We start from the raw sequence: 23,887 nt of genomic DNA on the forward strand, positions 1-23,887 counted from the left end.
TGCCGCCGTGGGTCGCTCAGTCGGCGCGGCCGATCCCGGCAAGCTGGCGATCCAGCCATGCCGCAAGCTGCCCGACGCCCGGAATGAGCATCACGGCAACGTGGCCCAGCTCGACGATCGTTCGTTGGACCATCGGGATCGGGGTTGCGAAGAGCGTTGTGCTGGACTGCCACCTGGTAGCCATTTCCCGCGACTGAATCCATACCGCCGGTGCGGCCGGCAGGCGGATCGAACCGTCCAGGTATTCGTCGTAGGTCATCCGGGACATCTCGACGATGTCGTTTTCGAGCTGCTGAGCAGCGGGTGAACGCACCGCGACGCCGGTGCTGCGCCGATCTCGCCATCTGCGCCGGATGGCGCCGGCGAGGGCACGCGGATCCGTCGCAACTCTGCGAACCCGTTGCCAGACAGCGGCATTGCGCGGCGGGCGGTGCGAGTCCAGCGGATGCGGGTCCAGCAGGAGCAGCCCAGCCACCGTCACCCCCTGGTCTTCCAGCCAGCAGGCCAGGTCCGCCGCGATCAGGGCACCAAACGAGTACCCGGCGATGACGAACGGCCGGCCCTCGGCGCCGGCCTGCCGTGCCACCGTCAGCGCCGCTGACCGGACCCGGGTGCGCAGGTGTCCTGCCGGGCCGTGCCGAAGATCCATCAAACTCAGGGCGACCATGTCGCAGGGGCCGTTGACCGCCGCAGCCAGCGGCGCGTAGATCCAGGCGTGGCCGCCAATACCCGGCACCATCAGACACACCGGTCCGGACCGATCGGTCCGCAGCGCGACGACCGGTGCGCGTTGTTCGCCGCTTCCGGGTTGCAGGTTGGCCACCAGTTCGGCGATGGTCGGGCACGCCGCCAACCGGTCCAGCGACATGCTGACACCGAACTGGGTGGCCAGCATCCGGGAGAACTCGATTGCCGTCAGCGAGCTGCCGCCCAGATCGGTGAAACGGTCCAGCCGGCCGGGGCGGGTGATGTTCAGCAGCAATTGCCAGGTGTCGGCAACCCAGTTCTCCACCCATCCCACCGGCGGACCACCCAGACCGGGAGCGACGATCTCACGCGGCTGCCCGGCATCCGGTCCGCCAGTGGCGCAATCAAGTTCTCGCAACACCGATTTCAGCACTTTGCCACTGGCGTTGCGGGGAAGCTCCTCGACGAACGCCACCGACTGCGGGATCTTGTAATCCGCGAGATGTCCGCGCGCCCAGGCGATGACGGCGGTCGGGTCGAGCGTCGCGGTGGGCTGGGTGACGACAAAGGCGCGGCCGACCTCGCCGAGCACCGGGTGGGGCACGCCGACGACGGCAACCTGCGCGACACCGGGCAGCCGGGCCAGAACCTGCTCCACCTCGGCGGGATAGACCTTGAACCCGCTGCAGATGTACATGTCCTTGAGGCGGTCGGTGATCCGAAGGTTGCCGGCCGCGTCGACGACGCCGACATCACCGGTGTGCAACCAGCCCTCGGCGTCGATGGCCTCGGCGGTGGCCGCCGGGTCGTCGAGGTAGCCGAGCATCACGTTGGGACCGCGCAGCAGCACCTCCCCGACACCGTCGGGTGAGTCGCCGCAGTCGATGCGCAATTCGAAGTCGGCGATCGGCCGCCCACAGGTGGTGGCCACGGTGACGGCGTCGTCGCCGTACTGGCAGGCCGTGCCGAAACTGTTGGCCTCGGTCAACCCGTAACCGGTGAGCACGACGTCGACCTCGAGGTCCTGCTGCAGCCGCTCGACGAGGGCGACCGGCACCGTCGACGAGCCGGTGAACGCGAACCGCAGCGAGCTCAGGTCGTAGGCCGCTCTGGCCGGGTGATCCAGGATCGTCTGGAAGACCGTCGGTGGCCCGGTGACGAACGTGATGCGTTGCTCGGCGATCGTCGCCATCGCCAGCTCGGGATCGAAACGCAGTTGCGGCACCAGGGTGGCTCCGCTGACCAGGCCGGCCAGCATCCCGGCCTTGTAACCGAAGCAGTGGAAGAACGGGTTGATGCACAGATAGCGATCCGTGCTGGTGAGTCCGCATGCGGCGGCGCCGGCGGCCGAGGCCGTCAACGACTGCCGGTGGGCGCAGAGCACTCCCTTGCTGCGCCCGGTCGTGCCGGACGTGAACAGGATGTCGGCCACGTCGTCGGGTCCGACAGCCGCCGCGCGGCTATCGACGTCGGCGCCGGACGCCGCCGGCCCGGACAGGAAGTGATCCCAGCTGCCGGGGCCCGAGTCGGGGCCGTCGAGCGGGATACGAACGACGTGACGCAATGCGGGAAGGGCGCCACGGTCGGGTTCGGTCAGCCGATCGGCGCCGGGCAGCCCGCTCGCCGCGATCAACAACGTCGCCGCGGTGCGGTCCAGGATGTCGCCGGCCTCCTCGGCGGTGTAGCGGACGCTCAGCGGCACCAGCACGCCGCCGGCGTAATGGATCGCCAACGAGGCGACGACCCAGTGCCAGGTGTTCGGCGCCCAGATCGCAACCCGGTCCCCCGGTTCGATACCGAGCCCGAGCATGGCTGCGGCCGCGCGGCGCACCTCGTCACGCAACTGGGCATAGCTGAAGCTCCGGTCCGGGGCGATCACCGCCGGGTGGTCGGCGAAGTCGATCGACATCCGGTCCACCAATGCGGGCGTGGTGGTCAGCTGGGCAGGATCCGGGCGGTATCCGCCGTGCTCGTTCGTCGCTGCCGACACTGAAGACCCCCGATTACCGACACGTCACCCCACGCTCTGAGGAAATCTTACGGGGACGCCAATTTTGTGCCCTGTCGGCGCGGATCGGTTGGCCGGGGTGGAGCACTCGCTACAGCCCGGGCTGATCCTCGAGGATTCCCAGCCAGATCTGCGCGGCGTCCATCGCGACCTTCTCGCTGATGAACGCATGCTGGGATCCGGTGTAGATGTCACGGAACCCGCGCTCGAGCCGACTGCCCTCCCGGATCGCCGTGGTGCCGGCAGCCAGGTGCGCCCACTCGGCGCACCCGCGCGCGACGTCGGTGGCGAACACCGCGGCTGCCCGCATATCCGCGCGCAGCATCGGCGTCAGATCCTGCCCGCCGGCCACGGCGGCCTCCGCGGTGCCGAATGCGTCGAGGATCAGCAATCGCGCCGCCCGCCAGGCGCAGACGTGATGGGCAAGGTTCTTCTGGAAGGTGGGACGGCTGGCCAGCGACGCCATGTCGCTCATCCGGAACTTGGTGGCCGCCAACGACTGGACGTCGTCGAGCATGCTCTTGGCCACCCCCAGGGCCCACGCCGCGTGCCCGGCCGCCGTCACCGGCATCAGGCCCATCCGGGTGGCCGGCGAGCTGCCCCGGTTGGGCGTCCTGGAGAACAGCGGGAAGGTGCGGTGGGTGGGCACGAAGACATCGTCGACGCGGTAGTCGTAGGACCCGGTTCCCTTGAGGCCCTGGACATGCCAACCGTCGGTGAAGACGATCTCCGCGCGCGGGATGACTGCCACCTGCATCTCGGGAAGGCCGTCGGCCGCCATCCGCGGCTGGCCGTCGTCGAGCGGGAAGAAGCCCGCACAGACGTACTCGGCGTGGCCGGTCCCCGACCCGAAACTCCACGACCCACTGACCCGGTAGCCACCCTCGACCACCGCGCCCTGCCCGTTGGGGAAGAACTGCCCACCCATGGTCACGTGGTTGCCGTTGGCGGTGAACACCTCGGCGAAACCCTCGTCGGGCAGGTAGGCGGCCGCGGCGAACGTCGAGGGCAGATTGGCGATGCCGATCCAGCCGAACGAGCCATCCTGCCAAGCCATCTCGATCCATGTCTCGATCATCTCGGCGAAAGTGGGCTCCACACCCCCGGCCTCGACCGGGTTGAACGCTGTCATCAGACCGCTGTCCCACATCTCGTCGACGATCGCGCGGGACATGGTGCGCAGCTGTTCGGACTCGGCGGCTTGCGCCGCCACCAGATCGCGCATCCCCCGCGCGACGTCGCGTACCTGATCCCCCGCTCCGAGCATCGCGGTCACTGAACTTCTCCGATCTCGACGCGGTGGGCTGAACGACAGTGAACAACCTTGAAAAAGTGTATAGACCTGTTCGGCCACCGAGGCAAGGACGACTACCAGCCGACCTCCTCGGCGGTGACCACGCGGGCCGTGCGCCCCGGTGCCGCCTGGTGGCGCCAATAGAGATTGGTGTGCACGATGATCTGTTCCGAGGGCGGCGCACCCCACTGCGTCGGGTCCTCCGTGGTGTGGGCATCGCTGACCAACGTGACGTCATAGCCACGGGTGAAGGCGCCATGGATCGTGCTGCGAACGCAGTAATCGGTCTGCGCACCGGTCACCACCAGATGTCCGACGCCGAGATCGGCGAGCACCGACTCCAGGATGGTGTCCTCGAACGAGTCGCCGAAGTGCTTGGCCACCACTGGTTCGGCGTCACCGGGCGCCAGTTCGGTGACGATCTGCCAGGCGTCGCTGCCGGCGGGCAGGTCGCCGTCGGAATGCTGAATCCAGACGACCGGCACGCCCTCGGTGCGGGCGCGGTCCACCAGCGTGGCGATCGTGGCGACGACTGCGTCGCGGTCGTGGGCGCGGGCGACCACGTCGTTCTGGACGTCGATGACCAGCAGAGCGGTGTTCGGCCTGCCGTCGAGAGTCGACATCGTGGGAGCCTAGCTCGCCGCAGCCGCGCCGCAGTCTGCTCGACGCGCGCTACCGCCGCTGATGGGCCATAGTTCACGGGAGCGACTCGCGGTCCTCGCCGTGCCGAAACATGGCGATGCCACACTGCGGTCGTCCACAACGCTGTCTAGACGCAGGGAGCAGGCCATGACCGATGTCGTCAACACCACGCCGGACAATGTGGGGGACTTCGACGCCGCCGGGTCACCGCCGCCGCACGAACACAGCCGCACCGGCCTGTCCGCCGATGCGCTGCGCCGCGCGATCAGCGACCACCTCACCTACTCGATCGCCCGGCCGGCGGCTGCACTGACCTCCGACCACTATTACCGGGCGCTGGCGCTGGCGGTGCGCGACCGGATGCAGCAGCGCTGGATGGCCACCACCCAGGACTGGCTGGACCTGTCCAACAAGGTGACCTGCTACCTGTCGGCGGAATTCCTGATGGGCCCGCAGCTGGGCAACAACCTGCTGAATCTGGGTATCGAGAAGCAGGCCCGGGAGGCGCTGGCCGCCCTCGGTCAGGAACTCGACGAGATCCTGGCCTGTGAGGAGGAGCCCGGATTGGGCAACGGCGGTCTGGGCCGGCTGGCCGCCTGCTACCTGGACTCGCTGGCCACCCTGGAACGGCCGTCGATCGGCTACGGCATCCGCTACGAGTTCGGCATCTTCGACCAGGAGATCCAGAACGGCTGGCAGGTCGAAAAAACCGACAACTGGCTGGTGAGCGGCAACCCGTGGGAGATCGACAAGCCCGACGCCAGCTACATCGTCAACTGGGGCGGCTACACCGAGCAGTACGAGGATCTCGCCGGCCACCACCGCGTGCGCTGGATCCCCCAGCAGGTGATCAAGGGCGTCTCCTATGACACCCCCATCCAGGGCTACGGCGTCAACACCTGCAACACCCTCACGCTCTGGAGCGCCCGTTCGGTGGAGTCGTTCGCGCTGGAGGCCTTCAACACCGGCGACTTCTACAAAGCCGTCGAGGACGAAGTCGTGGCCGAGAAGGTCTCGAAGGTGCTCTACCCCAACGACGAACCCGATGCCGGCAAGCGGCTGCGCCTGCAGCAGCAGTACTTCTTCGTGTCCTGCTCACTGCAGGACATCCTGCGCATTCACACCGAGCGCGCCGACCTGCCGCTGGAGGCACTGCCGCAGAAGTGGGCCATCCAGCTCAACGACACCCACCCCTCGATCGCGGTGGCCGAGCTGATGCGCCTGCTCATCGACGAGCACCACCTGGGCTGGGACGAGGCGTGGGGCATCACGCTGGAGACCTTCGGCTACACCAACCACACCCTGCTGCCCGAGGCGCTGGAGACCTGGCCGCTGGGCATCTTCTCCGAATCGCTGCCGCGGCACCTGGAGATCATCTACGAGATCAACAACCGCTTCCTCGACGAGGTACGGGCCCGTTTCCCCGGCGACGAGGACCGCCTGCGCCGGATGTCGCTGATCGGCGAGGACGGCGGCAAGAGCGTCCGGATGGCACATTTGGCCACCGTCGGCAGCCATGCCATCAACGGGGTGGCCGCCCTGCATTCCGAACTCTTGAAAGCCAGTGTGCTGCAAGACTTCTACGAGATGTGGCCGGAACGCTTCGGCAACGTCACCAACGGCGTCACCCCACGGCGGTTCCTGGCGCTGTCCAACCCGGGGCTGCGCACCCTGCTCGACGAGAGCATCGGTGACGGCTGGCTGACCGAGCTCGATCAGTTGCGCGCATTGGAGAACTTCGTCGACGACCCGGCGTTCCGGCAGCGCTGGCGCGATGTCAAGCGAGCCAACAAGGGCCGGCTGGCGGAGTTCGTGCACTCGACGACCGGGATCGAACTCGACCCGACGTGGATGTTCGACATCCAGGTCAAGCGGATCCACGAGTACAAGCGGCAGCACCTCAACGTGCTGCACATCATCACGCTGTACAACCGGCTCAAGCAGAACCCGAGCTTCGCGATCGCGCCGCGGGCGTTCATCTTCGGCGGCAAGGCCGCCCCGGGCTACTTCATGGCCAAGCGCATCATCCGGCTGATCACCGCCGTCGGGGCGACCGTGAACAACGATCCCGACGTCAACCGCTACATGAAAGTGGTGTTCCTGCCGAACTTCAACGTGCAGAACGCCCACCTGATCTACCCGGCGGCCAACCTTTCCGAGCAGATCTCCACCGCAGGCAAGGAGGCGTCCGGCACCGGGAACATGAAGTTCATGATGAACGGCGCACTGACGATCGGGACCCTCGACGGTGCCAACGTCGAGATCCGCGAAGAGGCGGGGCCGGAGAATTTCTTCCTGTTCGGGCTCACGGTCGACGAGGTCGAGCGGATCCAGGCGCAGGGGTATCGCCCGTCGAGCTATCTGGAGAACGATCCGGAACTGGCCGAGGTCCTGGAGTTGATCCTGCAGGGTGCCTTCACGCACGGCGATACCGAGGTGCTACGGCCGGTGGTGGACAACCTGATTCACCACGATCCGTTCCTGGTGCTCGCCGACTACCGGTCCTATGTGGATTGCCAGGCCAAGGTCAGTGCTGCGTGGCAGGACGGTGACACCTGGTCGCGGATGTCGATCCTCAACGCGGCCCGCAGCGGAAAGTTCTCCTCGGACCGGGCGATCGAGCAGTACTGCGACGAGATCTGGAATGTTGATCCGATGCCGGTGGATCTGAAGTTCTAGCACCCGGACTCATCGCCGCACGACACGTCGAGTCGACGGCGGCACACTGCGTCGACGTTTCTGTCACAGTGAGTGGTGTGTACGACGAGCACCGCGCGGTGAACCGCAACCTGTGGGACGAGCGCGCCCCGGCCCACGCCGCATCGCCGGACTATGGGGTGCAGCGGCTGCTCGACGATCCGGACTGGCTCTCCGATGTCGTGCGGTTCGACGCACCGCGCCTCGGCCCGATCGCAGGTCTGCGCGGACTGCACCTGCAATGCCATATCGGGACCGACACCGTCTCGCTGGCCCGGCTCGGCGCCCGGATGACGGGCCTGGACTTCTCCCCCGCCGCACTGGCGATCGCCCGGCAGATCGCCGAATCGGCCGCAACCGACATCGAGTACGTCGAGTCCGATGTCTATGCGGCACCGGAAGCCCTAGGAGACAACACTTTCGACCTTGTCTACACCGGCATCGGCGCACTGGTGTGGCTACCCGATATCCGGAGATGGGCCGACGTGGTGGCCCAGCTGCTCTGCCCGGGCGGTCGGCTGTTCCTGCGTGAGGGTCACCCGGTCCTGGGGGCGGTCGATGAGCAGCGCACGGATGCGATCACCCTGGGCTACCCCTACTTCGAGCACGCCGACCCGTTGCGGTTCGACGCCTCGCAGACCTACGTCGAGACCGATGTGGTGTTCACCAACGCCGAGTCCCGCGAGTGGAACCACGGGGTGGGCGAGATCATCACCGCAGTCCTCGATGCCGGATTGCAATTGACCATGTTCGTCGAACATGATTCGGTGCCCTGGAATGCTCTGGACGGGCTGATGCGTCGCGACGACGACGGCGAATGGCGCCTCGTCGAGCACGGCGACCTACTGCCGTTGAGCTACACCCTGCAGGCGGTCAAACCGGCGTGAGCACGATGATCGGGATCTCCCGGTCGGTGCGCTGCTGGTACTCGGTGAAGTACGGGTACATCTGTACCAGCCGTCGCCACAGCTGCGGCCGCTGGTCCGCCGGCGCCACCTCGGCGCGCACCGGGACTTCCCGATCCCGGACTCGCACAACGGCTTCCGGGTGGGCTTGGAGATTCAGCCACCACGTCGGATGGGAATCGCTGCCGGCGTAGGCCGCCGCGATCACCATGCGGTCGCCGTCCTGCAGGTAGATCAGTGGGACCGTGCGCGGCTTGCCGCTCCTGCGCCCGGTGACGGTCAGGAGCATCGTCGGGTAGTTCGGGTTCTGCGCCGCGCCTGCGGTCACCCGGTACAGCAGGGTGTGCAGGTCGCTGAAGGTCCGGGTCACCGGGCGCATCCAGCGACGGCTCATCAGACCGCCGGCCAGGCTGAACAATCGCGACGTCCCGGCCATCGCGCACCGCCTCAGTAGTGGTAGGTGTCCGACGGTGCCGCGACGTGCACGGCCTGGTCGTCGAATTCCGAGACCTCGATACCGTAGGCGCGGGCCAGGTCGAGGATCTTGTTGGCACGGGCGATGCGGGGAAGGTCCGAGCCGTTGCGGATCTCGCCGCCGTCGCGCTCGAATTCGGCGAAGAACTCCTTGGCCCAGGTGATCTCCTCCTGGGACGGAGCCAGGCCCTCGTTGACGGCCGGGCACTGGTCCGGGGTCAAGCAGATCTTGCCGGTCATGCCGAACTCGGCGGACACCGCGGTGGCCTCGCTGAGCTTGAGTGCGCTCGACCCGACGGTCGGGCCGTCGATGGCACCGGGCAGGTGTGCAGCCTTGGCGGCGATGGTGAACCGGGAACGGGCATAGGCCAGGGTGGCCGGGTTGTCGCCGAACCCGGTATCGCGGCGGAAGTCACCGATCCCGAAGGCCAGCCGGAAGGTGCCCTTGGCAGACGCGATCTCGGTGATCCGCTCGAGCCCTCGCGCGGTCTCGACCAGGGCCACGATGGGTGTGTTCGGCAACCGCTTGGCGGTCTCGGTGACATGGTCGACCGACTCGACCATCGCCAGCATCACCCCGCCCACCGAAGACGAGGACAGCGCCTCGAGGTCGTCGGCCCACCACGGCGTGCCGAAACCGTTGACCCGAACCCAGTCGGTGTTGCCGGCGGCCAGCCAGCGCATCACGTTGTCGCGTGCCGAGGTCTTGTCCTTCGGGGCCACCGCATCCTCGATGTCGAGCACCACGATGTCGGCCCGCGACCGCACCGCCGCCGCGAACTTGTCGCCGTGGGCGCCGTTGACCAGCAGCCAGCTGCGGGCCAGCACCGGGTCGATACGGAATCCGACGTCGTGGGTGTCGTGTGAATCCCAGCCGCTGCTCTGGTCGTACATCGTGTTGCCCTGGCGCCTTCCGTACCGCAAATGTTCGGTATCCATCCTGGCAGCAGGGGGCGGCGCGGCCGAAGGCAGGTCGCTCAGGAGCCCGGCGCCGACCAGTGCACCACCTTCGTGGTGGTCAGCTCGTCGAGCAGTTCCGGGCCGTACCCGAACCCCCTGCCGCTGGCCCGCCGCGGTTCGGCCGATCCGCCAGGCGCACCCCCGAACACCGCGTTGATCTTGACCGTCCCGACCGGCAGCGCACGCCATGCCGACTGGGCATGGGCCATGTCGGCGGTGAGCACGGTGGCAGCCAGCCCGTAGCGGTCGTCGGCCGCCTCCGCCAGCGCAGCTGCGAAGCTCGGCACGATGCGCACCGGGGCGATGGGCCCGAATGTCTCCTCGGTCATCACCAGCATGTCCGACGTGCACTCGGCCAGGACTGTCGGCGGGTAGAACGTACCGGGGCCGGGCTGCGGCCGGCCGCCGCACAGCAGACGGGCGCCGCTTTTCACCGCATCGGTGACGTGGCGGTGGACGTGTTCGCGGTGGCGCCCGTCGACCAGCGGGCCGAGGCGCGCGGCCCAGGACTGCGCCTCGGTGATGAGCTCCGCGAGGAACCGGTCGGCTGCCGGGGCCACCACGAAGATGCGCTCCACGGAGACACAGATCTGCCCGGCGTTGGCGAAGGCCCCGAGGGCGGCCTGCCCCGCCGCCCACCCGGTATCGACGTCGGCATCGACGATGAGGGCGTCGTTGCCGCCGTTCTCCAGCAGGGCCGTGGCGCCCCGCTCGGCGCACATCCTGGCAATGGCACGCCCGGTGCCACTGCTGCCGACATGGGCGACGACGTCGACGCCGGGGTCACCGGCCAGCCGGGCACCCGTGGTGGCGTCACCGTCGACGATCTCGAGGACACCGGGCGGCAAGGCCGCGGAAAGCAGCTCGGCGAACCGCCGCCCGGTGCCGGGACAGCGCTCACTTGGCTTGTGCACCATAGTGTTTCCCGTGACCAGCGCGGCCCCGAGCAGGCCGGCCGCCACGGCGATCGGATCGTTCCACGGGGTCAGCACGGCCACCACTCCGCGCGGCTGCGGAACCATCAGGTCGATGGCATCCCACTGGCCCTGCAGCGCGCGCCCGCGATGCAGCGGACCCAGCTCGGCGTACTGGCGCAGCGTCGCCACGCCGGCATCAACGCCGCCGAGGGCATCAGCAGCGGTCTTGCCCGTCTCCCGCTCGTTGAGGGCGGCCAAGTCCCGGGCGGCGGCGTGCACGGCGTCGGCGGCCACTCGCAGGGCGGCGGCACGCTCGGCGGCCGGCGTTGCCGACCACTGCGGGAACGCGCCGCGGGCGCGCCCGACCGCGGCGGTACAGGCGGTGGCGTCGGCGATTGCGGTGGTGGTGACCAGATCGCCGGTACGGGGATCGGTCACGGTCAGTGTGGTGGGCACGCCTGCGGGTACCCGGGTGCGCGCTGACGACACGTCGGCTCGGCGGGGCCGGCCGGCGAGCGCTAGGTTGATGTGCGGTCGGATGGCTGTGCGGTCGGATGACAAGGAGCGCCTGTGTCCCGCCTGGAGGCGAGCGAACAACCGTCTGAGCTGGCGCGGTTCTCGCCGCGGCGGATCCCGTTGGAGATCCGCAAAGCCGCCGCGATCATCGCCATCGCGATCGTCATGGCGTCGTCGTTCGCGCTGGCCTACACCGTGGCGCTGGGGCGGCCATTCCCCCGCAACCTGCCGGTCGGGGTGGTGGGTTCGGCCGCCGCGACGGCGCCGTTGATCGCCGCGCTGCAGAACCGCCCCAGCGAATTCGCCGTGCACTCGTATCCGTCCCGCCAGGATGCGATCGCCGCGATCAATCAGCAGCACATCACCGCCGTCATCGACGCCACCGCGGTACCGCCGCAGCTGGTGCTGTCCAGTGCCAGCGATCCCTCGGGCGCGCGCGCCCTGACCCAGCTGGACCAGACCCAGCCCGGTCAGTTCACCCTGCCGATCCTCGACCTGCACCCGCTGCCACCGTCGGACCCCGCCGGACTGGCCACCTTCTACCTCGTCATCGCGGCGACGATCCTCGGTTTCATCACGATGTTCCAGCTGCGCGCCAACGTCAAGACGCTGAACCTGCGGCGCTGGCTGCTGTGTCTGGCGGCGCTGGCCGCGGCCGGCGGCGCCGCCCTGGCGTTGGTGACCGGCCCCGTGCTGCACGCACTGGGCGCGCCGTTCCCCGAGCTGTGGCTGCTGAGCTCGCTGCAGATCGCGGTGGCGGCGGCGTTCAACTCGACCATGCTGGTGCTGATCCACCGGTGGGCGATCATCCCCACCTGGATCGTGTTCATCCTGCTGGGCAACACCTCGTCGGGTGGGGCGGTGTCGGCCTCGCTGCTGCCGCAGCCGTTCGCGTTCCTCAATCACGCGCTGCCCAGCGGCGCGACGGTGTCGGCGATCCACGCCGCCACGTATTTCCCGGACAATCAGCGCACGCTGCCCATCGTTGTCCTGGTGCTGTGGCTGGTGACGTGCCTGACCGCGCTGATCGTGTTCTCCCGCAAACTCGGTCGCTCGCCGGCGGCGTGACGACATAGTCTGGGGGCATGGTCGAGGCCGGTCGCATCGTGTCCCTGTGGCGGTATCCGGTGAAGTCGATGGCCGGTGAGCGGATCGCCGCCGCGTCGATCGGCACGCTCGGCCTGCATGCCGACCGGACGTGGGCGGTGCGCGATCTCGAGCACGACTGCACCACCGGCGCCAAGAAGTTGCCCGGGCTGCTGTGGTGCACCGCCCGCTACGCCCAGACCCCGCCTGCGGACGCCGGCCCGGGAAACGCGCCGGAGGTGATCGTCGGGCTGCCCGACGGCCGGGAGTTCTCCAGCTCCGATCCGGGCGTGCACCGGGCGTTGTCGGAGTACGTCGACTCCGACGTCGAATTACGTCCGCTCCCAGCCATTTCCGACCGCCATGAGTACCGCGCGCCGATGGCCACCAAGAGCGATCTGCGCACGATCTTCGGCCTCGCCGACGACGAGCCGCTGCCCGATTTGTCGATGTTCCCGGTGCGCAAGCTGGCCGAGATCACCCGCTACGCCACCCCGGTCGGCAGTTATGTCGACGCCTATCCGGTGCATATCCTGACCACGCAGAGCCTGGCCTCGATGGCCGCGGTGGCACCAGACTCCGACTTCGACGTCCGCCGGTTCCGGCCGACCATCCTGGTCGAAGCGACCTCGACCGCCGAGCACCCAGCCTCCGAGCACCCGGAGTGGGACTGGTGCGGCGGCGTGTTGCACGGCCCGCACGCCGACCTGGCCCCGCTGATCCCGACCATCCGGTGTGTGATGCCCTCCCATGAGCAGCCCGAACTCAAACAGGATCGGGAGATCACCCGCACCATCGCCGCTCATTCGCGGCGCTGCCTCGGCGCCTACGGGACGGTGGCCAAGCCGGGCCGGATCGCGCAAGGCGATGTGCTGCAGCTGGAACCACCGCAGCGGGCGGCGGCCGAAACCGGCGCGGTGAAGGTCAAGCGGGCGTTGATGCGGGCGGTGTCGGCCGCCATCCCCAGCGGAGGAAGGAACTGACATGCGCCACGTCGCGGGTGCGCTCGGAGTGCTGGTCGCGCTGTTCGGCCTGTTGTTCACCCTGCAGGGGTTCGGTGCCGTGCAGGGCAGTCCGATGAGCAATACGACGACGTGGTCGGTCCTCGGGCCGATCATCGCGGTGATCGGAATCGGCGTCGCGATCGCGGCGTGGCGGCGCCGCTAGCCTCACAGCAGGTGCTGGACGGCCGCCAACCGCTGTCGCCACCATGTGACGCGGGCGGTGTCGGTCACCTGGAATTGCCGCAGCCGCTCGGGGTCCGGCGCCGGCGGCATCGGCGCCACCGGCAGATGGCCGTCTACTGGCCGCAGTGAACGCCCCGCCGAGACCAGATCGCCCGCCAGTGCAGCGACGGTGGCCAACCCGCAGGCGAACGGCAGCTCCGGCAGCGCTCCGGCCACGGCCAGCCCGCCGGCCAACCCGATGCTGCTGTCCGGGGGCGAGGACACCAGGCATGGCACACCCCAGCGCTCAGCGGCCCGCAGCGTGCGGCGAACGCCGCCCAGCGGGCCGACGGTGAGCACCGCGATATCCGCGGCGTCGGTCAGATCGAGGGCGAAGGGATCAGCGGCCTCGCGGAGGGATTCGTCGACGGCGATACGCACCTCGACCCGCTTGCGGACGGCGGCCATCTCCGCCAGCGTCCCGCAGGGCTGTTCGACGAATTGCAGGCCCCCGGCGGCGCGGTCGAGGGCCGCGATGACCGCGACGGCGGTGTCGACGTCCCACGCTCCCCCGGCATCGCAGCGGATGGCGGCCGACGGGCCCAGCGCGTCGCGCACCGCTTCCAGCCGTGCGATGTCATCAGCCAGGGAATCCGGCCGGCAGCCGACCCGCACGTCGGCACTGGCGCATCCGCTTTCGGCGGCGATGGCCGCGGCCCGCTCCGGACCGACGGCCGGAACCGCCACCGCAACGGGGACCCGCCCGCGAACCGGGTCGGGCCACCCGACGGTGCCCGCTTCGATGGCCGCGGTCAGGAATCGCACGACCCGCAGATCGGCGTCGACGCCCGGCGGGCTGAATTCACCCCAGCCCTGCGGGCCCTCCACCAGCATGCCCTCGCGCCCCGCGAAGCCGCGGTAGCCGTCCCGGACCGGGATGGCGAAGACCGGCGCGTTGTCGAAGTCGACGAGGGTTTGCACTGCCGGAACGCTAGGGCGTCGGGGACCAGTAGGCGAGCATCTCGGCGAACGTGTCGAAAGCGGCCTTCGACATCCCGTAGGTGGCCTCGAAGTGGATGCTCAGCGGGAAGCCGAGATCGCCGACGCCGTCGATGATCCGCTTGTACAGGTCGACCAGCAGCGCGCGCTTGGCGTCGGGCTCGTGGGCCGCCAGTGTCTTGACGAATTCCTGTTCGGCGGCCACGGCGGCGTTACCGGGGTCCTGGATGAGCCAGTGGATGAGACCGACCTTGGTTTCGACCTTGGGAACGAACCCGAAGGACAGCAGGATCTCGGGGCGGTGCTCGTGTTCCCCAGCGAACTCGGTCAGGAATGACACGATGGCGTCCGAGTACAGCAACTGGGTCAGACCGTAATTGGCGCCCTGTCCGCACTTGAAGCCGAACCGGCCGGCCTCGCCCTCGCGGGTGGGGATCAGGATGGCGCCGCGGTTGGGTACCAGGTCGCGGTAGATGGTGAGCGCATCGGTGGGGGCCACACCCGAGCCCTCGCCGTCGCTCATGGTGCGTGGCACGCCGACAAACGCGATGCCCTCCATGCCCGCGTCGAGCATCTCGGTCAGCCGGGCACGCAGCGCGTCCTCGTCCATGAAGGCGGTGACCTGAGTGCACAGACCCTTGATCCCAGGAAGTTCCGGCGAGATGCGCGACCAGTAGTCCAGCACGTCGAGCTTCGGTTTCATCTCGACGGGGCGGTCGTCGTCCTCGGCGATCATCCCGGGGATCATCACGTGCCGGATCGCGCCGTCGAGTCCGGTTTCGGCAGAGAACCGCACCACTTTGCGGGCCTCGTCGAGGATCTCCTCCGGACTGCGATCGGCGTTGGGAGGTACCAGTTCGAGCGCGACTGTATTGAGGGGCACCAAGCTGCTCCTGGTCAGACGACGGATTGTTGCCGGCGGTACCCGGGCCACATCGTCGGCGAACCGGGGTCCACCGGATGCATCACCTTACCCAGCGGCTCGCATCGCGTGTCAGACAGGCGGAACCGGGCTCCGTCACCGCGACACCCACCTGGCGAATGCGGCAAACAACTGATGGCTCTCCAGGCCGGCGGGTAACTTCGGCCCGAAGCCACTCCCGTTGACGCCGGCGGCGCCCAGCCAGGGAAGCCCGGTAGCACGTCCGTGACGTGGGCTTATCCCGCTCCGTTCACCTCGCTTTCAGGTTTTTCTTGACTCAATCCAGAAAACGGTGGAAGTATCTTCGCTGTGAGCTCGATGTCGGATTTCGCAGACCAGCTGCGCTCAGCTGACTTGCGGGTGACCCGACCCCGGGTGGCGGTCCTCGAGGCGGTGCAGACCAACCCGCACGCCGATACCGAGACGATCTTCAGCGTCGTGCGCGACGCTCTGCCCGAGGTGTCCCGGCAGGCCGTCTACGACGTTCTGCACGCGCTGACCCATGCCCGTCTGGTCCGGCGGATCCAGCCCTCGGGCCTGGTCGCGCGCTACGAGTCGCGGGTCGGCGACAACCACCATCACATCGTCTGCCGTCAGTGCGGGGCGATCGGTGACGTCGACTGCGCCGTCGGTGAGGCGCCATGCCTGACTGCGGCCGACGATCTGGGCTTCGCGATCGACGAGGCCGAGGTCATCTATTGGGGACTGTGCCCCGACTGCTCAACCCCGTCTTCGGAATCACATCCGTGATCCCGCTGAGATTCACCAACACCCACACCCGAAAGGAATGAACGTGGCTGAGGAAACCCCACCCATCGGCGAGGCGCAGACCGAACCCGCCGAAACCGGCGGCTGCCCCATGCGTATCAAGCCGCCGGTCGAGGGCGGCAGCAATCGGGATTGGTGGCCGAATGCGGTCAACCTGAAGATCCTGCAGAAGGATCCCGACGTCATCAACCCGCTGGGCCCCGACTACGACTACCGCTCTGAGGTCCTGGGCCTGGACTTCGATCAGCTCGCCCGCGACGTCGACGCCGTGATGACCGACTCGCAGGACTGGTGGCCCGCCGACTTCGGTCACTACGGCCCGTTCTTCGTCCGGATGGCCTGGCACGCCGCTGGCACCTACCGCGTCCAGGACGGTCGCGGCGGCGGCGGCAAGGGCATGCAGCGGTTCGCGCCGCTGAACAGCTGGCCCGACAATGCCAGCCTGGACAAGGCACGCCGGCTGCTCTGGCCGGTCAAGAAGAAGTACGGCAAGAAGCTGTCGTGGTCGGATCTGATCGTCTTCGCCGGCAACCGCGCGCTGGAGAACATGGGCTTCAAGACCGCCGGCTTCGCGTTCGGACGGCCGGATTACTGGGAGCCCGAAGAGGACATCTACTGGGGTGCCGAAGCCGAGTGGCTCGGCTCGCAGGACCGCTACTCCGGCAGTGACCGCACCAAGCTGGAGAACCCGCTCGGCGCCACCATGATGGGTCTGATCTACGTCAATCCCGAAGGTCCCGAAGGCAATCCGGACCCGCTGCTCGCCGCCGTCGACATCCGCGAGACGTTCGGCCGGATGGCGATGAACGATGTGGAGACCGCGGCGCTCATCGTCGGCGGGCACACCTTCGGCAAGACCCACGGCAACGGCAACCCCGACCTCATCGGGCCCGAGCCGGAAGCCGCTGCGCTCGAGGAGCTCGGCCTGGGCTGGAAGAACACCCAGAACAGCGGGGTGGGCAACGAGGCCTTCACCAGTGGTCTCGAGGTGATCTGGACGCACACCCCGACCAAGTGGGACAACAGCTTCCTGGAAATCCTCTACGGCAACGAGTGGGAGCTGACCAAGAGCCCAGCCGGTGCCAACCAGTGGAAGCCCAAGAACGACGGCTGGGCCAACTCGGTGCCGATGGCGCAGGGCGACGGCAAGACTCACCCGTCGATGCTGACCACCGACCTGTCGATGCGGTTCGACCCGATCTACGGTGAGATCACCCGCCGCTGGCTGGATCACCCCGAGGAGCTGGCCGAAGAGTTCGCCAAGGCGTGGTTCAAGCTGCTGCACCGCGACATGGGGCCGGTCGTCCGTTACCTCGGCCCGCTGGTTCCCCAGCAGACCTGGCTGTGGCAGGACCTGGTCCCGGCCGGCACCGCACTGTCCGGCGAACAGGTCTCGGCGCTGAAGTCGGCGATCGCCGATTCGGGTCTGACCGTTGCCCAGCTGGTCTCGACCGCCTGGAAGGCTGCCTCGTCCTACCGCGACAGCGATATGCGCGGTGGCGCCAACGGCGGCCGGATCCGGTTGCAGCCGCAGCTCGGCTGGGAGGCCAACGAGCCCGACGAGCTGGCACAGGTGATCCGGGCGCTGGAGGGCATCCAGTCCTCGGCGGGCTTCGCAGTGTCGTTCGCCGACCTCGTCGTGCTGGCCGGCAATGTGGGTGTGGAGAAGGCCGCCGCGGCGGCCGGCTTCGACATCGAGGTGCCCTTCACCTCGGGTCGCGGTGACGCCACCCAGGATCAGACCGATGTCGAGTCGTTCTCCTACCTGGAGCCCAAGGCCGACGGTTTCCGCAACTACACCGGCAAGGGCCTGAACCTGCCCGCCGAGTACCACCTGATCGACCGGGCGAACCTGCTCGGCCTCTCGGGCCCGGAGATGACCGTTCTGGTCGGCGGTCTGCGGGTGCTGGGCGCCAACTTCGGTGGCACCAAGCACGGCGTCTTCACCGACAAGCCGGGCGCACTGAGCACCGACTTCTTCGTCAACCTGCTCGATATGAGCACCAAGTGGGAGCCGTCGCCCGCCGATGACGGCACCTACATCGGCAAGGACCGCGCCAGCGGTGCCACCAAGTACACCGCCAGCCGGGTCGACCTGCTGTTCGGCTCGAACTCGCAGCTGCGGGCACTGGCCGAGGTGTATGCCGAGGACGACGCCAAGGAGAAGTTCGTCAAGGACTTCGTGGCGGCGTGGACCAAGGTCATGGACAGCGATCGCTTCGATCTGGCCTGACCGCAGTCTGTAGACAGCGAAACCCCGCGGACCTGGAGTCCGCGGGGTTTCGTGTTGTCGGTCTAGTTGCAGGCGTTGGCGTTGACCCAGCGGCCGTTCCACCCGACGCAGCCGCTGACGGCCGGCGGCGGCGGTGGAGGCGGCGGCGGGTAGTCCTCGGGCAGCGGCGCGTAGTACGCCGGCGGCGGCACATACGGCGCGACGACGTCGGCCAAGTTGGCGCACCCGCTGACGGTGACGCGCCGCCCGGCGCTGGCGCAGACGTCGGCGTGGGCTTCCCCACTGGGCTGGATCGTCGTGATCGTCAGAGGTATTCCGGTCAGCGCCATGACCGCGGCAGCGGTACAGCCCAGAGTTCGCACCGAGTTCTTCATCTGTCCCTCTTCTCCTCGTCGGCTGGGCCGGTGTCGGACGTGCAGCGGAGTATATCGACGCCCGCTGTGCCGTCCGTGGATCTGACCATCGCCCCAGCTAGAAGGCCCGTCAGTGGACCACGCTTCGGCGTCTGCGCCGCCACACCCAACGGCCGGCGAGGACGACCGCCAGCACCGCGAGGGCCAGCAGCCACGGCCACCCGCCGTGCGCGTACACCCAGCCCGCCACCGTCCGCTGGAGGCGTCCGGCGGCCTCGATCACCGGGTCCTGTGCACTGCCGCCGCCGCTGAACAGCCGGATCTCGTAGACGCCGTAGTAGCCGACGTAGAGCCCGACGAGAACCAGGACCACCCCGCTGATCCGGTTGACGTAGGGCAGGATCCGGCGCAGCCGGTCGACCAGTGCCGAGTTGGCCACTGCGACAGCCACCGCGAGCACTCCGACCACCAGCGCCAGTCCGGCCGCGTAGGCCACATAGACCAGCAGACCGTCGATCAGTGAGCCGCCGCGGGCCGCGCTACCGGTGACAGCCAGGAAGGGCCCGATGGTGCATGACAGCGACGCGATCGCGTAGCCCACCCCGTAGCCGAACATCGACCCGAGCCTGGCGGTGGGCGCCCACCGGCCGCCGAGCCGGGCCGCGCCGGAACCCAATCCCAGCTCCCGGCCACTGACCAGCCAAAGCCCCAGCGCGACAAGGAGAACGCCGACCACGACGGTCAGGTAGGGCGCGTACTGCTGCACGGTCGAGGCCACCGACACCGTCAGCACCCCGAAGGCGGCGAACACCGCCAGGAAGCCCAGCGCCATCGCGAGCGTGGCCACCAGGGCGCGGCCAATCGATCGCAACCGGCCGGCATCGTCGGCGTCGACCACCAGCGCGAGATACGCCGGCAGCATGGCGAATCCACAGGGGTTCAGGGCGGCGACCATGCCGGCGGCGAACGCCAGACCGACCAGATTCTGGTCCACCACGGTGTCAGGACGCCAGGGCGCGAACCCGGTCGCTGAGCTCCTGCTGCGACATCGCCGAGGTGGGATTGTTGACGAAGGTCGAGGTGCCGTCCGGACGCAGGAACACGTAGGCGGGCTGCCACGGCACATTGAACCGGGCCCAGATGGATCCGTCGGCGTCGTTGAGGTTGGTGAAGTTCAGGTTGTACTTGGAGACGAAATTCTCCATCTGGCCCACATCGGAGCGAGCGGCCACCCCGACGAAGGTGACCTTGGGGTTGGCGGCGGCGACCGCGCTGACATTGGGCGCCTCGGCGTTGCAGAACGGGCACCACGGCGTCCAGAACCACAGCACCGCGGGCTTGCCCTGCAGGCTCGAGCCGTTGAACGGGGCACCGCTCAGCGTCGTGCCGGTGAAGTCGAGCTGGTTGTCGGCCATGGCGGCCGGCGGCGCGCAGACGCTGAAGGCCAGCGCTGCGGTGGCCAGTACGAGTACCGCCGAACGGAGCACGCGGTGCAGTGGATTCTTCATGGCATGGCCTCCCGGGTGTCGGGTGTGGGGCGTGCTGACGGCACGCTGGTGTCACGGGTGCGACGGTTCCTGAGTTCACGGTATGGGCGAGTTCACACCTCGGCCACAGCCACGGGCCAAGGGTCACCAATGCGTCATTCGCCGGTGGACCCTTGACAATTTACGTTACACATCGGAACATAAATCGCCGTGAGTGCTGCTGCGACGCAGGGGCCGCGACCCGGTCCCGAACCGGAGCCGACGCGGGGCCGTCCCCGCGACCCCCGCACCGACGGCGCGATCATGGCCGCCACCCGCCGACTGCTCACCGACATGGGCTACGAGCAGGTCTCCATGGAATCCATCGCCAAGGCGGCCGGGGTCAGCAGGCCGACGATCTACCGGCGCTGGCCCTCGAAGGCGCACGTGGTGTTCGAAGCCGCCTTCGGCACACCCGCCACTCCCGGCCTGGTGTCGCGGACCGGCGACTTCGAGACCGACCTGCGCGAGTTCGTGCGGCGCACTGTCGCGTTCTGGCAGCAACCCGTCGTCAAGGCCGCCACGATGGGCATCCTTGCCGACCGCCAGCGTGATCCCGAATTGGACATCCGCACCCAGCGATTGCTCGACGACATGATCCGCGGCGAGTTGGCCACCCTGGTCCATTCCGGCGCCGAGGCGGGTGTGGTGCGCGCCGGTGTCGACATCGACACGTTGTTCAACACCCTGGTGGGCACCGCCTTCTACGCGACGCTGGTCGACGGCCGCGGCGGTTCCGAACACCTGGCCGACACACTCTGCTCGCTGGTGATGCGAGGCGTACAGAAGAACCGAGGGGACGAGGGACCGAGATGACGACAGATGCTGTGGGGCAGGAGCTTTCGCAGGCTTTCCGTGACCTGCTCGACGAGGTGGCGGCGATCGAGGGCAAGATCCTGGGCGCCGACCCGGCGCTGGACGAACCGGACGTCATCGACGGCTACCGGCTGGCGTTCAGCCTGTTACGGGTAGCGGTGGATGCCTATGTGTGGGGCGACAAGGACAACCCGCGGTTCGTCGACGTCATCGGTCCCTATCAGCGCTGGGGTGGCGACAACTCCGACGCGTTCTACCAATTGGCGCCGATCGACCCCAACCGCAGCTACCGGGTGACCGGCAACCGCGGCGACTCGGTATACCTGTCGATCACCGTCTACGGCGGGCCCGACGACGGGCACTACAGCAACCGCATCGTCGGGACGATGAACGACCGCTCGCTGGAGTTCGACGACGACGGCAACTTCGAGTTCATGATCAGTCCCGAGCCGCAGCCCGGCGCCTGGCTGAAGCTGGAGTCCGACGCCGTCGTCGCCCTGACCCGCGATTACCTCAAGAACCCGGAGACCGACCGGCGGGTGCAGTGGACGATCGAGGCGATCGATCCGCCCGCCCGTCTGGTCGAGTCTCGCACCGACCTGATCCGCCGCCTTCGCTCGGCGAAAAACTTTGTCGCCGATCAGGTTTCGTTTATCCCGACCAAGGTCGAGCCTCCCAACGAGATCGCCGAACCATATCCGGTGCCGAAGCAGACCTTCGGGTGGGCGGCCGGCGACGCAGCGTACGCGATGGGAGCCTACGAGCTCGGCCCCACCCAGGCCCTGATCATCGAGGGCACCTCACCGGAGTGCGTGTTCTGGAACCTGTGCCTGTGGAACCCGTGGCTGCACACCTACGACTACAGCTATGAGCGAGTGACCATCAACGGTGCGCACGTCACCTACGAGCCCGACGGCTCCTGGCGCATCGTGGTCAGCGACACCGACCCCGGCCAGCCGAACTGGGTGTCCACGGCCGGGCGCCGCAAGGGCCTGATCTGGCTGCGCTGGTTCCTGCCCGCCGAGACACCACAACGTCCGACCTGCCGGGTGGTCGACGTCGCGGAGCTGACCGCATGACCGCCGGGGTGACGCGCCCTGCCCCCATCCGGTTCACCGACCTCGCCGATCCGGTGTATCCGGCGGCGGCTCTGCCGATGCGCGAGGCGCTGGCCGGATACGGCGCGATCCTGGAGCTGACGCCGGCGGCGATGCTCGCGGCGGCGGCCGAGCGCACCGGGCTCGACGACTTCGGCGACCCGGCGTTCCGCGAACGCCTCGAGGTGCTGTGCGCGGCGCTGCGTGCGGAGGCCGGCCTGTCGGACGTCGGCGTCGCCATGGTGTTCGAGCAGCTGGTCGGCAATCTGGTGAACCGGCTTCGGCTGGAGTCGCTGATCTCGGCGCACCCGGAGATCGAGGATGTCGAGATCTGCCGGCCCATCATCATCTGCGGGCTGCCCCGCACCGGCACCACCCACCTGCACAACCTGTTGGCCGCCGATCCGAACCTGCGCTACCTGCCGTATTGGGAGAGCCTGGAGCCGTTCCCGGTCCCGGGCGAGGGGGACCACGCCCGTCGGGACCGATGCAGCGCCGGGCTGGATCTGGTCAACACCACGATGCCCGAGTTCAAGCGCATGCACGACATGACCGTCGACCATGCGCACGAGGAGATCCAGATCCTGGCCAATGACATCTCGACGATGTTGTTCGAAACCACCTACGCCATACCGACATTCGCCGAGTACTACAAGTCGCACGATCAGGCGCCGTCCTACGCCTACCTCAAGCGCAGCCTCAAAGCGATGCAATTCCTGCGCGGCGGTACCCGCTGGGTGCTCAAGTCGCCCCAGCACCTCGAACAGTTCGCCATCCTGTACGCCACGTTCCCGGATGCGACATTCGTTGTGACACATCGCGATCCCGTGGAGGTGACGCGGTCGATGGCCACCATGATCGCGTACTCCTCCCGGATGGCCACCGCCCGCCCCGACCCGCACGCGATCGGCCGCTACTGGCTGGGCCGGGCCGGGGATCTCTTCGACGGCTGCGTGCGCGACCGCGACGTGCTGCCCGCCGACCGGTCGATCGACGTGCGGTTCGGCGATTTCATGTCCGACGAACAGGGCACCCTGGCCGCGATCTACGAACTGGCCGGTCAGCCCTACGACGACGACGTCCGCTCGGCGATGGCCACGTTCATGGCCGAGCATCCGCGGGGCCGCTACGGCGAGGTGAGCTACGACCTGGCCGACGTCGGGCTGGACGCCGGCGAGGTGGCCGCCCGGTGCAAGCCCTACCGCGACCGCTTCGTCGACTGAAGCGGGTTACGCGCCAGCCGCGCCAGCCGGGTGCGATCCACCAGCACGCACCCGTGCACCTCGGCGAGCTGCTGGGCGGCCTCGGTGTAGCGGTGGTTGGACACCACCATGGTGTTCTGGCACTCGTAGACCGCGGCGCCGGCGACCACCTGCTGGATGGCTGAGCCGTTGACCACCCGGCCCTGGCGCTTGCACTGTACGGCCGTGCGGACACCGTCTCGGGTGGCGATCAGGTCGACGCCGAAATCGCCGGTCACCTTGGTCATCTCGACGTCATAGCCGCGGCCGCGCAGCACCGCGGCAACATAGTGCTCGAATTCCACCCCGGTCATCGCGTCCACCGCGGCCTGCCCGCTGGCGCGGTAGAGCGCGTCCAGCCGGCGATCCTGCCGATGATCGAGGTATGCCAGGAACGCGCGCCAGGCACTCACCACTGCGATCAGCGCGGTCAGCGCCGCCGGCAGCCACACCCAATGGTTGAGCAGGCCTACCAGCCCCAGCAGGACGGTCGCCGCCAGCCACAGACCCAGCCACTGCAGGGCGGTGGTGTACTTGCCTGCCTCGGACACGCCGTCAACCTAGCGGCGACCGCTGACAC

The 23,887-nt window shown here is 68.3% G+C and carries 22 protein-coding genes and 1 pseudogene; 10 read left to right on the forward strand and 13 right to left on the reverse strand.

Translation table 11 applies throughout. The features are described 5' to 3' along the window. Positions 1–16 precede the first annotated feature (16 nt). From G6N35_RS27235 to G6N35_RS06695, 4 genes and pseudogenes are all read right to left on the reverse strand, one after another. The gene (locus G6N35_RS27235) at positions 17–1,108 is read right to left on the reverse strand and encodes an alpha/beta fold hydrolase (RefSeq protein ID WP_281357066.1); all 1,092 of its coding nucleotides are present in this window, start codon (positions 1,106–1,108) and stop codon (positions 17–19) included. Continuing rightward, positions 1,091–2,626, reverse strand: a pseudogene (locus G6N35_RS27240) (FadD3 family acyl-CoA ligase); the annotation flags it as partial. The gene G6N35_RS27235 and the pseudogene G6N35_RS27240, both read right to left, overlap by 18 nt. Before the next feature lie 160 nt (positions 2,627–2,786). After that, positions 2,787–3,962 carry an acyl-CoA dehydrogenase family protein gene (locus G6N35_RS06690; RefSeq protein ID WP_407664605.1) on the reverse strand — a complete coding sequence of 392 codons (1,176 nt, stop codon included), beginning with the start codon at positions 3,960–3,962 and terminating at the stop codon, positions 2,787–2,789. 101 nt (positions 3,963–4,063) lie between these two features. Then, a complete protein-coding gene (locus G6N35_RS06695; protein WP_163803549.1) occupies positions 4,064–4,612 on the reverse strand; it encodes a cysteine hydrolase family protein in 549 nt (182 codons plus the stop codon). A gap of 166 nt (positions 4,613–4,778) precedes the next feature. On the opposite strand from G6N35_RS06695, the gene G6N35_RS06700 reads away from it, so the two are divergent. After that, entirely contained in the window at positions 4,779–7,310 is a 2,532-nt protein-coding gene (locus tag G6N35_RS06700; protein ID WP_163803550.1) for a glycogen/starch/alpha-glucan phosphorylase, read from the forward strand. A 77-nt stretch (positions 7,311–7,387) separates the two neighbouring features. Continuing rightward, a complete protein-coding gene (locus G6N35_RS06705) occupies positions 7,388–8,215 on the forward strand; it encodes a class I SAM-dependent methyltransferase (RefSeq protein WP_163803551.1) in 828 nt (275 codons plus the stop codon). On the opposite strand, the gene G6N35_RS06710 is transcribed toward G6N35_RS06705, so the two are convergent. From G6N35_RS06710 to G6N35_RS06720, 3 genes are all read right to left on the reverse strand, one after another. Beyond that, positions 8,202–8,669, reverse strand: a complete 468-nt coding sequence (locus G6N35_RS06710) for a nitroreductase/quinone reductase family protein (protein ID WP_163803552.1) — start codon at positions 8,667–8,669, stop codon at positions 8,202–8,204. The genes G6N35_RS06705 and G6N35_RS06710 overlap by 14 nt on opposite strands. A gap of 11 nt (positions 8,670–8,680) precedes the next feature. Beyond that, positions 8,681–9,601 (reverse strand): HpcH/HpaI aldolase/citrate lyase family protein, encoded by a 921-nt coding sequence (locus G6N35_RS06715; protein WP_163807514.1) that lies wholly within the window; start codon positions 9,599–9,601, stop codon positions 8,681–8,683. A gap of 83 nt (positions 9,602–9,684) precedes the next feature. Beyond that, positions 9,685–11,028, reverse strand: a complete 1,344-nt coding sequence (locus tag G6N35_RS06720) for an aldehyde dehydrogenase family protein (RefSeq protein ID WP_163807515.1) — start codon at positions 11,026–11,028, stop codon at positions 9,685–9,687. 126 nt (positions 11,029–11,154) lie between these two features. On the opposite strand from G6N35_RS06720, the gene G6N35_RS06725 reads away from it, so the two are divergent. The 3 genes from G6N35_RS06725 to G6N35_RS06735 are packed head-to-tail and all read left to right on the forward strand — an operon-like array spanning position 11,155 to position 13,353. Then, positions 11,155–12,168 (forward strand): DUF3533 domain-containing protein, encoded by a 1,014-nt coding sequence (locus G6N35_RS06725; protein ID WP_246224235.1) that lies wholly within the window; start codon positions 11,155–11,157, stop codon positions 12,166–12,168. Positions 12,169–12,185: 17 nt separating this feature from the next. Continuing rightward, the gene (locus G6N35_RS06730) at positions 12,186–13,169 is read left to right on the forward strand and encodes an MOSC N-terminal beta barrel domain-containing protein (RefSeq protein ID WP_163803553.1); all 984 of its coding nucleotides are present in this window, start codon (positions 12,186–12,188) and stop codon (positions 13,167–13,169) included. A 1-nt stretch (position 13,170) separates the two neighbouring features. Continuing rightward, positions 13,171–13,353, forward strand: coding sequence for a hypothetical protein (locus G6N35_RS06735; RefSeq protein ID WP_163803554.1), 183 nt, complete (start codon positions 13,171–13,173; stop codon positions 13,351–13,353). Positions 13,354–13,355: 2 nt separating this feature from the next. Here the strand turns inward: G6N35_RS06735 and G6N35_RS06740 are convergent, their stop codons facing one another. Continuing rightward, the gene (locus G6N35_RS06740; RefSeq protein WP_163803555.1) at positions 13,356–14,333 is read right to left on the reverse strand and encodes an o-succinylbenzoate synthase; all 978 of its coding nucleotides are present in this window, start codon (positions 14,331–14,333) and stop codon (positions 13,356–13,358) included. A gap of 10 nt (positions 14,334–14,343) precedes the next feature. Further along, positions 14,344–15,234: a mycobacterial-type methylenetetrahydrofolate reductase gene (locus G6N35_RS06745; RefSeq protein ID WP_163803556.1), complete on the reverse strand. Its 891-nt coding sequence runs from the start codon at positions 15,232–15,234 to the stop codon at positions 14,344–14,346. A gap of 348 nt (positions 15,235–15,582) precedes the next feature. Here G6N35_RS06745 and G6N35_RS06750 point away from each other — a divergent pair, with 348 nt between their 5' ends. Both G6N35_RS06750 and katG read left to right on the forward strand, forming a co-directional pair. Beyond that, the gene (locus G6N35_RS06750; protein ID WP_163803557.1) at positions 15,583–16,023 is read left to right on the forward strand and encodes a Fur family transcriptional regulator; all 441 of its coding nucleotides are present in this window, start codon (positions 15,583–15,585) and stop codon (positions 16,021–16,023) included. 43 nt (positions 16,024–16,066) lie between these two features. After that, the gene (gene katG / locus G6N35_RS06755) at positions 16,067–18,274 is read left to right on the forward strand and encodes a catalase/peroxidase HPI (RefSeq protein ID WP_179967322.1); all 2,208 of its coding nucleotides are present in this window, start codon (positions 16,067–16,069) and stop codon (positions 18,272–18,274) included. A 62-nt stretch (positions 18,275–18,336) separates the two neighbouring features. On the opposite strand, the gene G6N35_RS06760 is transcribed toward katG, so the two are convergent. From G6N35_RS06760 to G6N35_RS06770, 3 genes are all read right to left on the reverse strand, one after another. Next, positions 18,337–18,648: a hypothetical protein gene (locus G6N35_RS06760; RefSeq protein ID WP_163803559.1), complete on the reverse strand. Its 312-nt coding sequence runs from the start codon at positions 18,646–18,648 to the stop codon at positions 18,337–18,339. Between the two features lie 109 nt (positions 18,649–18,757). Beyond that, positions 18,758–19,621 (reverse strand): cytochrome c biogenesis CcdA family protein, encoded by an 864-nt coding sequence (locus tag G6N35_RS06765; RefSeq protein ID WP_163803560.1) that lies wholly within the window; start codon positions 19,619–19,621, stop codon positions 18,758–18,760. Positions 19,622–19,628: 7 nt separating this feature from the next. Next, positions 19,629–20,135, reverse strand: coding sequence for a disulfide bond-forming protein DsbE (locus G6N35_RS06770; protein WP_163803561.1), 507 nt, complete (start codon positions 20,133–20,135; stop codon positions 19,629–19,631). A gap of 189 nt (positions 20,136–20,324) precedes the next feature. On the opposite strand from G6N35_RS06770, the gene G6N35_RS06775 reads away from it, so the two are divergent. Genes G6N35_RS06775 through G6N35_RS06785 form a run of 3 tightly spaced genes read left to right on the forward strand, consistent with a single transcriptional unit; the run spans position 20,325 to position 23,289 of the window. Beyond that, a complete protein-coding gene (locus tag G6N35_RS06775; RefSeq protein ID WP_322790585.1) occupies positions 20,325–20,969 on the forward strand; it encodes a TetR/AcrR family transcriptional regulator in 645 nt (214 codons plus the stop codon). Beyond that, positions 20,966–22,048: a DUF1214 domain-containing protein gene (locus G6N35_RS06780; RefSeq protein WP_163803562.1), complete on the forward strand. Its 1,083-nt coding sequence runs from the start codon at positions 20,966–20,968 to the stop codon at positions 22,046–22,048. The genes G6N35_RS06775 and G6N35_RS06780 overlap by 4 nt, the downstream gene beginning before the upstream one ends. Continuing rightward, the gene (locus G6N35_RS06785; protein WP_163803563.1) at positions 22,045–23,289 is read left to right on the forward strand and encodes a sulfotransferase family protein; all 1,245 of its coding nucleotides are present in this window, start codon (positions 22,045–22,047) and stop codon (positions 23,287–23,289) included. Before G6N35_RS06780 ends, G6N35_RS06785 begins: the two co-directional genes overlap by 4 nt. On the opposite strand, the gene G6N35_RS27245 is transcribed toward G6N35_RS06785, so the two are convergent. Further along, the gene (locus G6N35_RS27245; protein ID WP_246224236.1) at positions 23,265–23,858 is read right to left on the reverse strand and encodes a restriction endonuclease; all 594 of its coding nucleotides are present in this window, start codon (positions 23,856–23,858) and stop codon (positions 23,265–23,267) included. The genes G6N35_RS06785 and G6N35_RS27245 overlap by 25 nt on opposite strands. Positions 23,859–23,887: the final 29 nt, after the last annotated feature.

This window comes from Mycolicibacterium anyangense (genome assembly GCF_010731855.1).
In the GTDB taxonomy this organism is placed as follows: domain Bacteria; phylum Actinomycetota; class Actinomycetes; order Mycobacteriales; family Mycobacteriaceae; genus Mycobacterium; species Mycobacterium anyangense.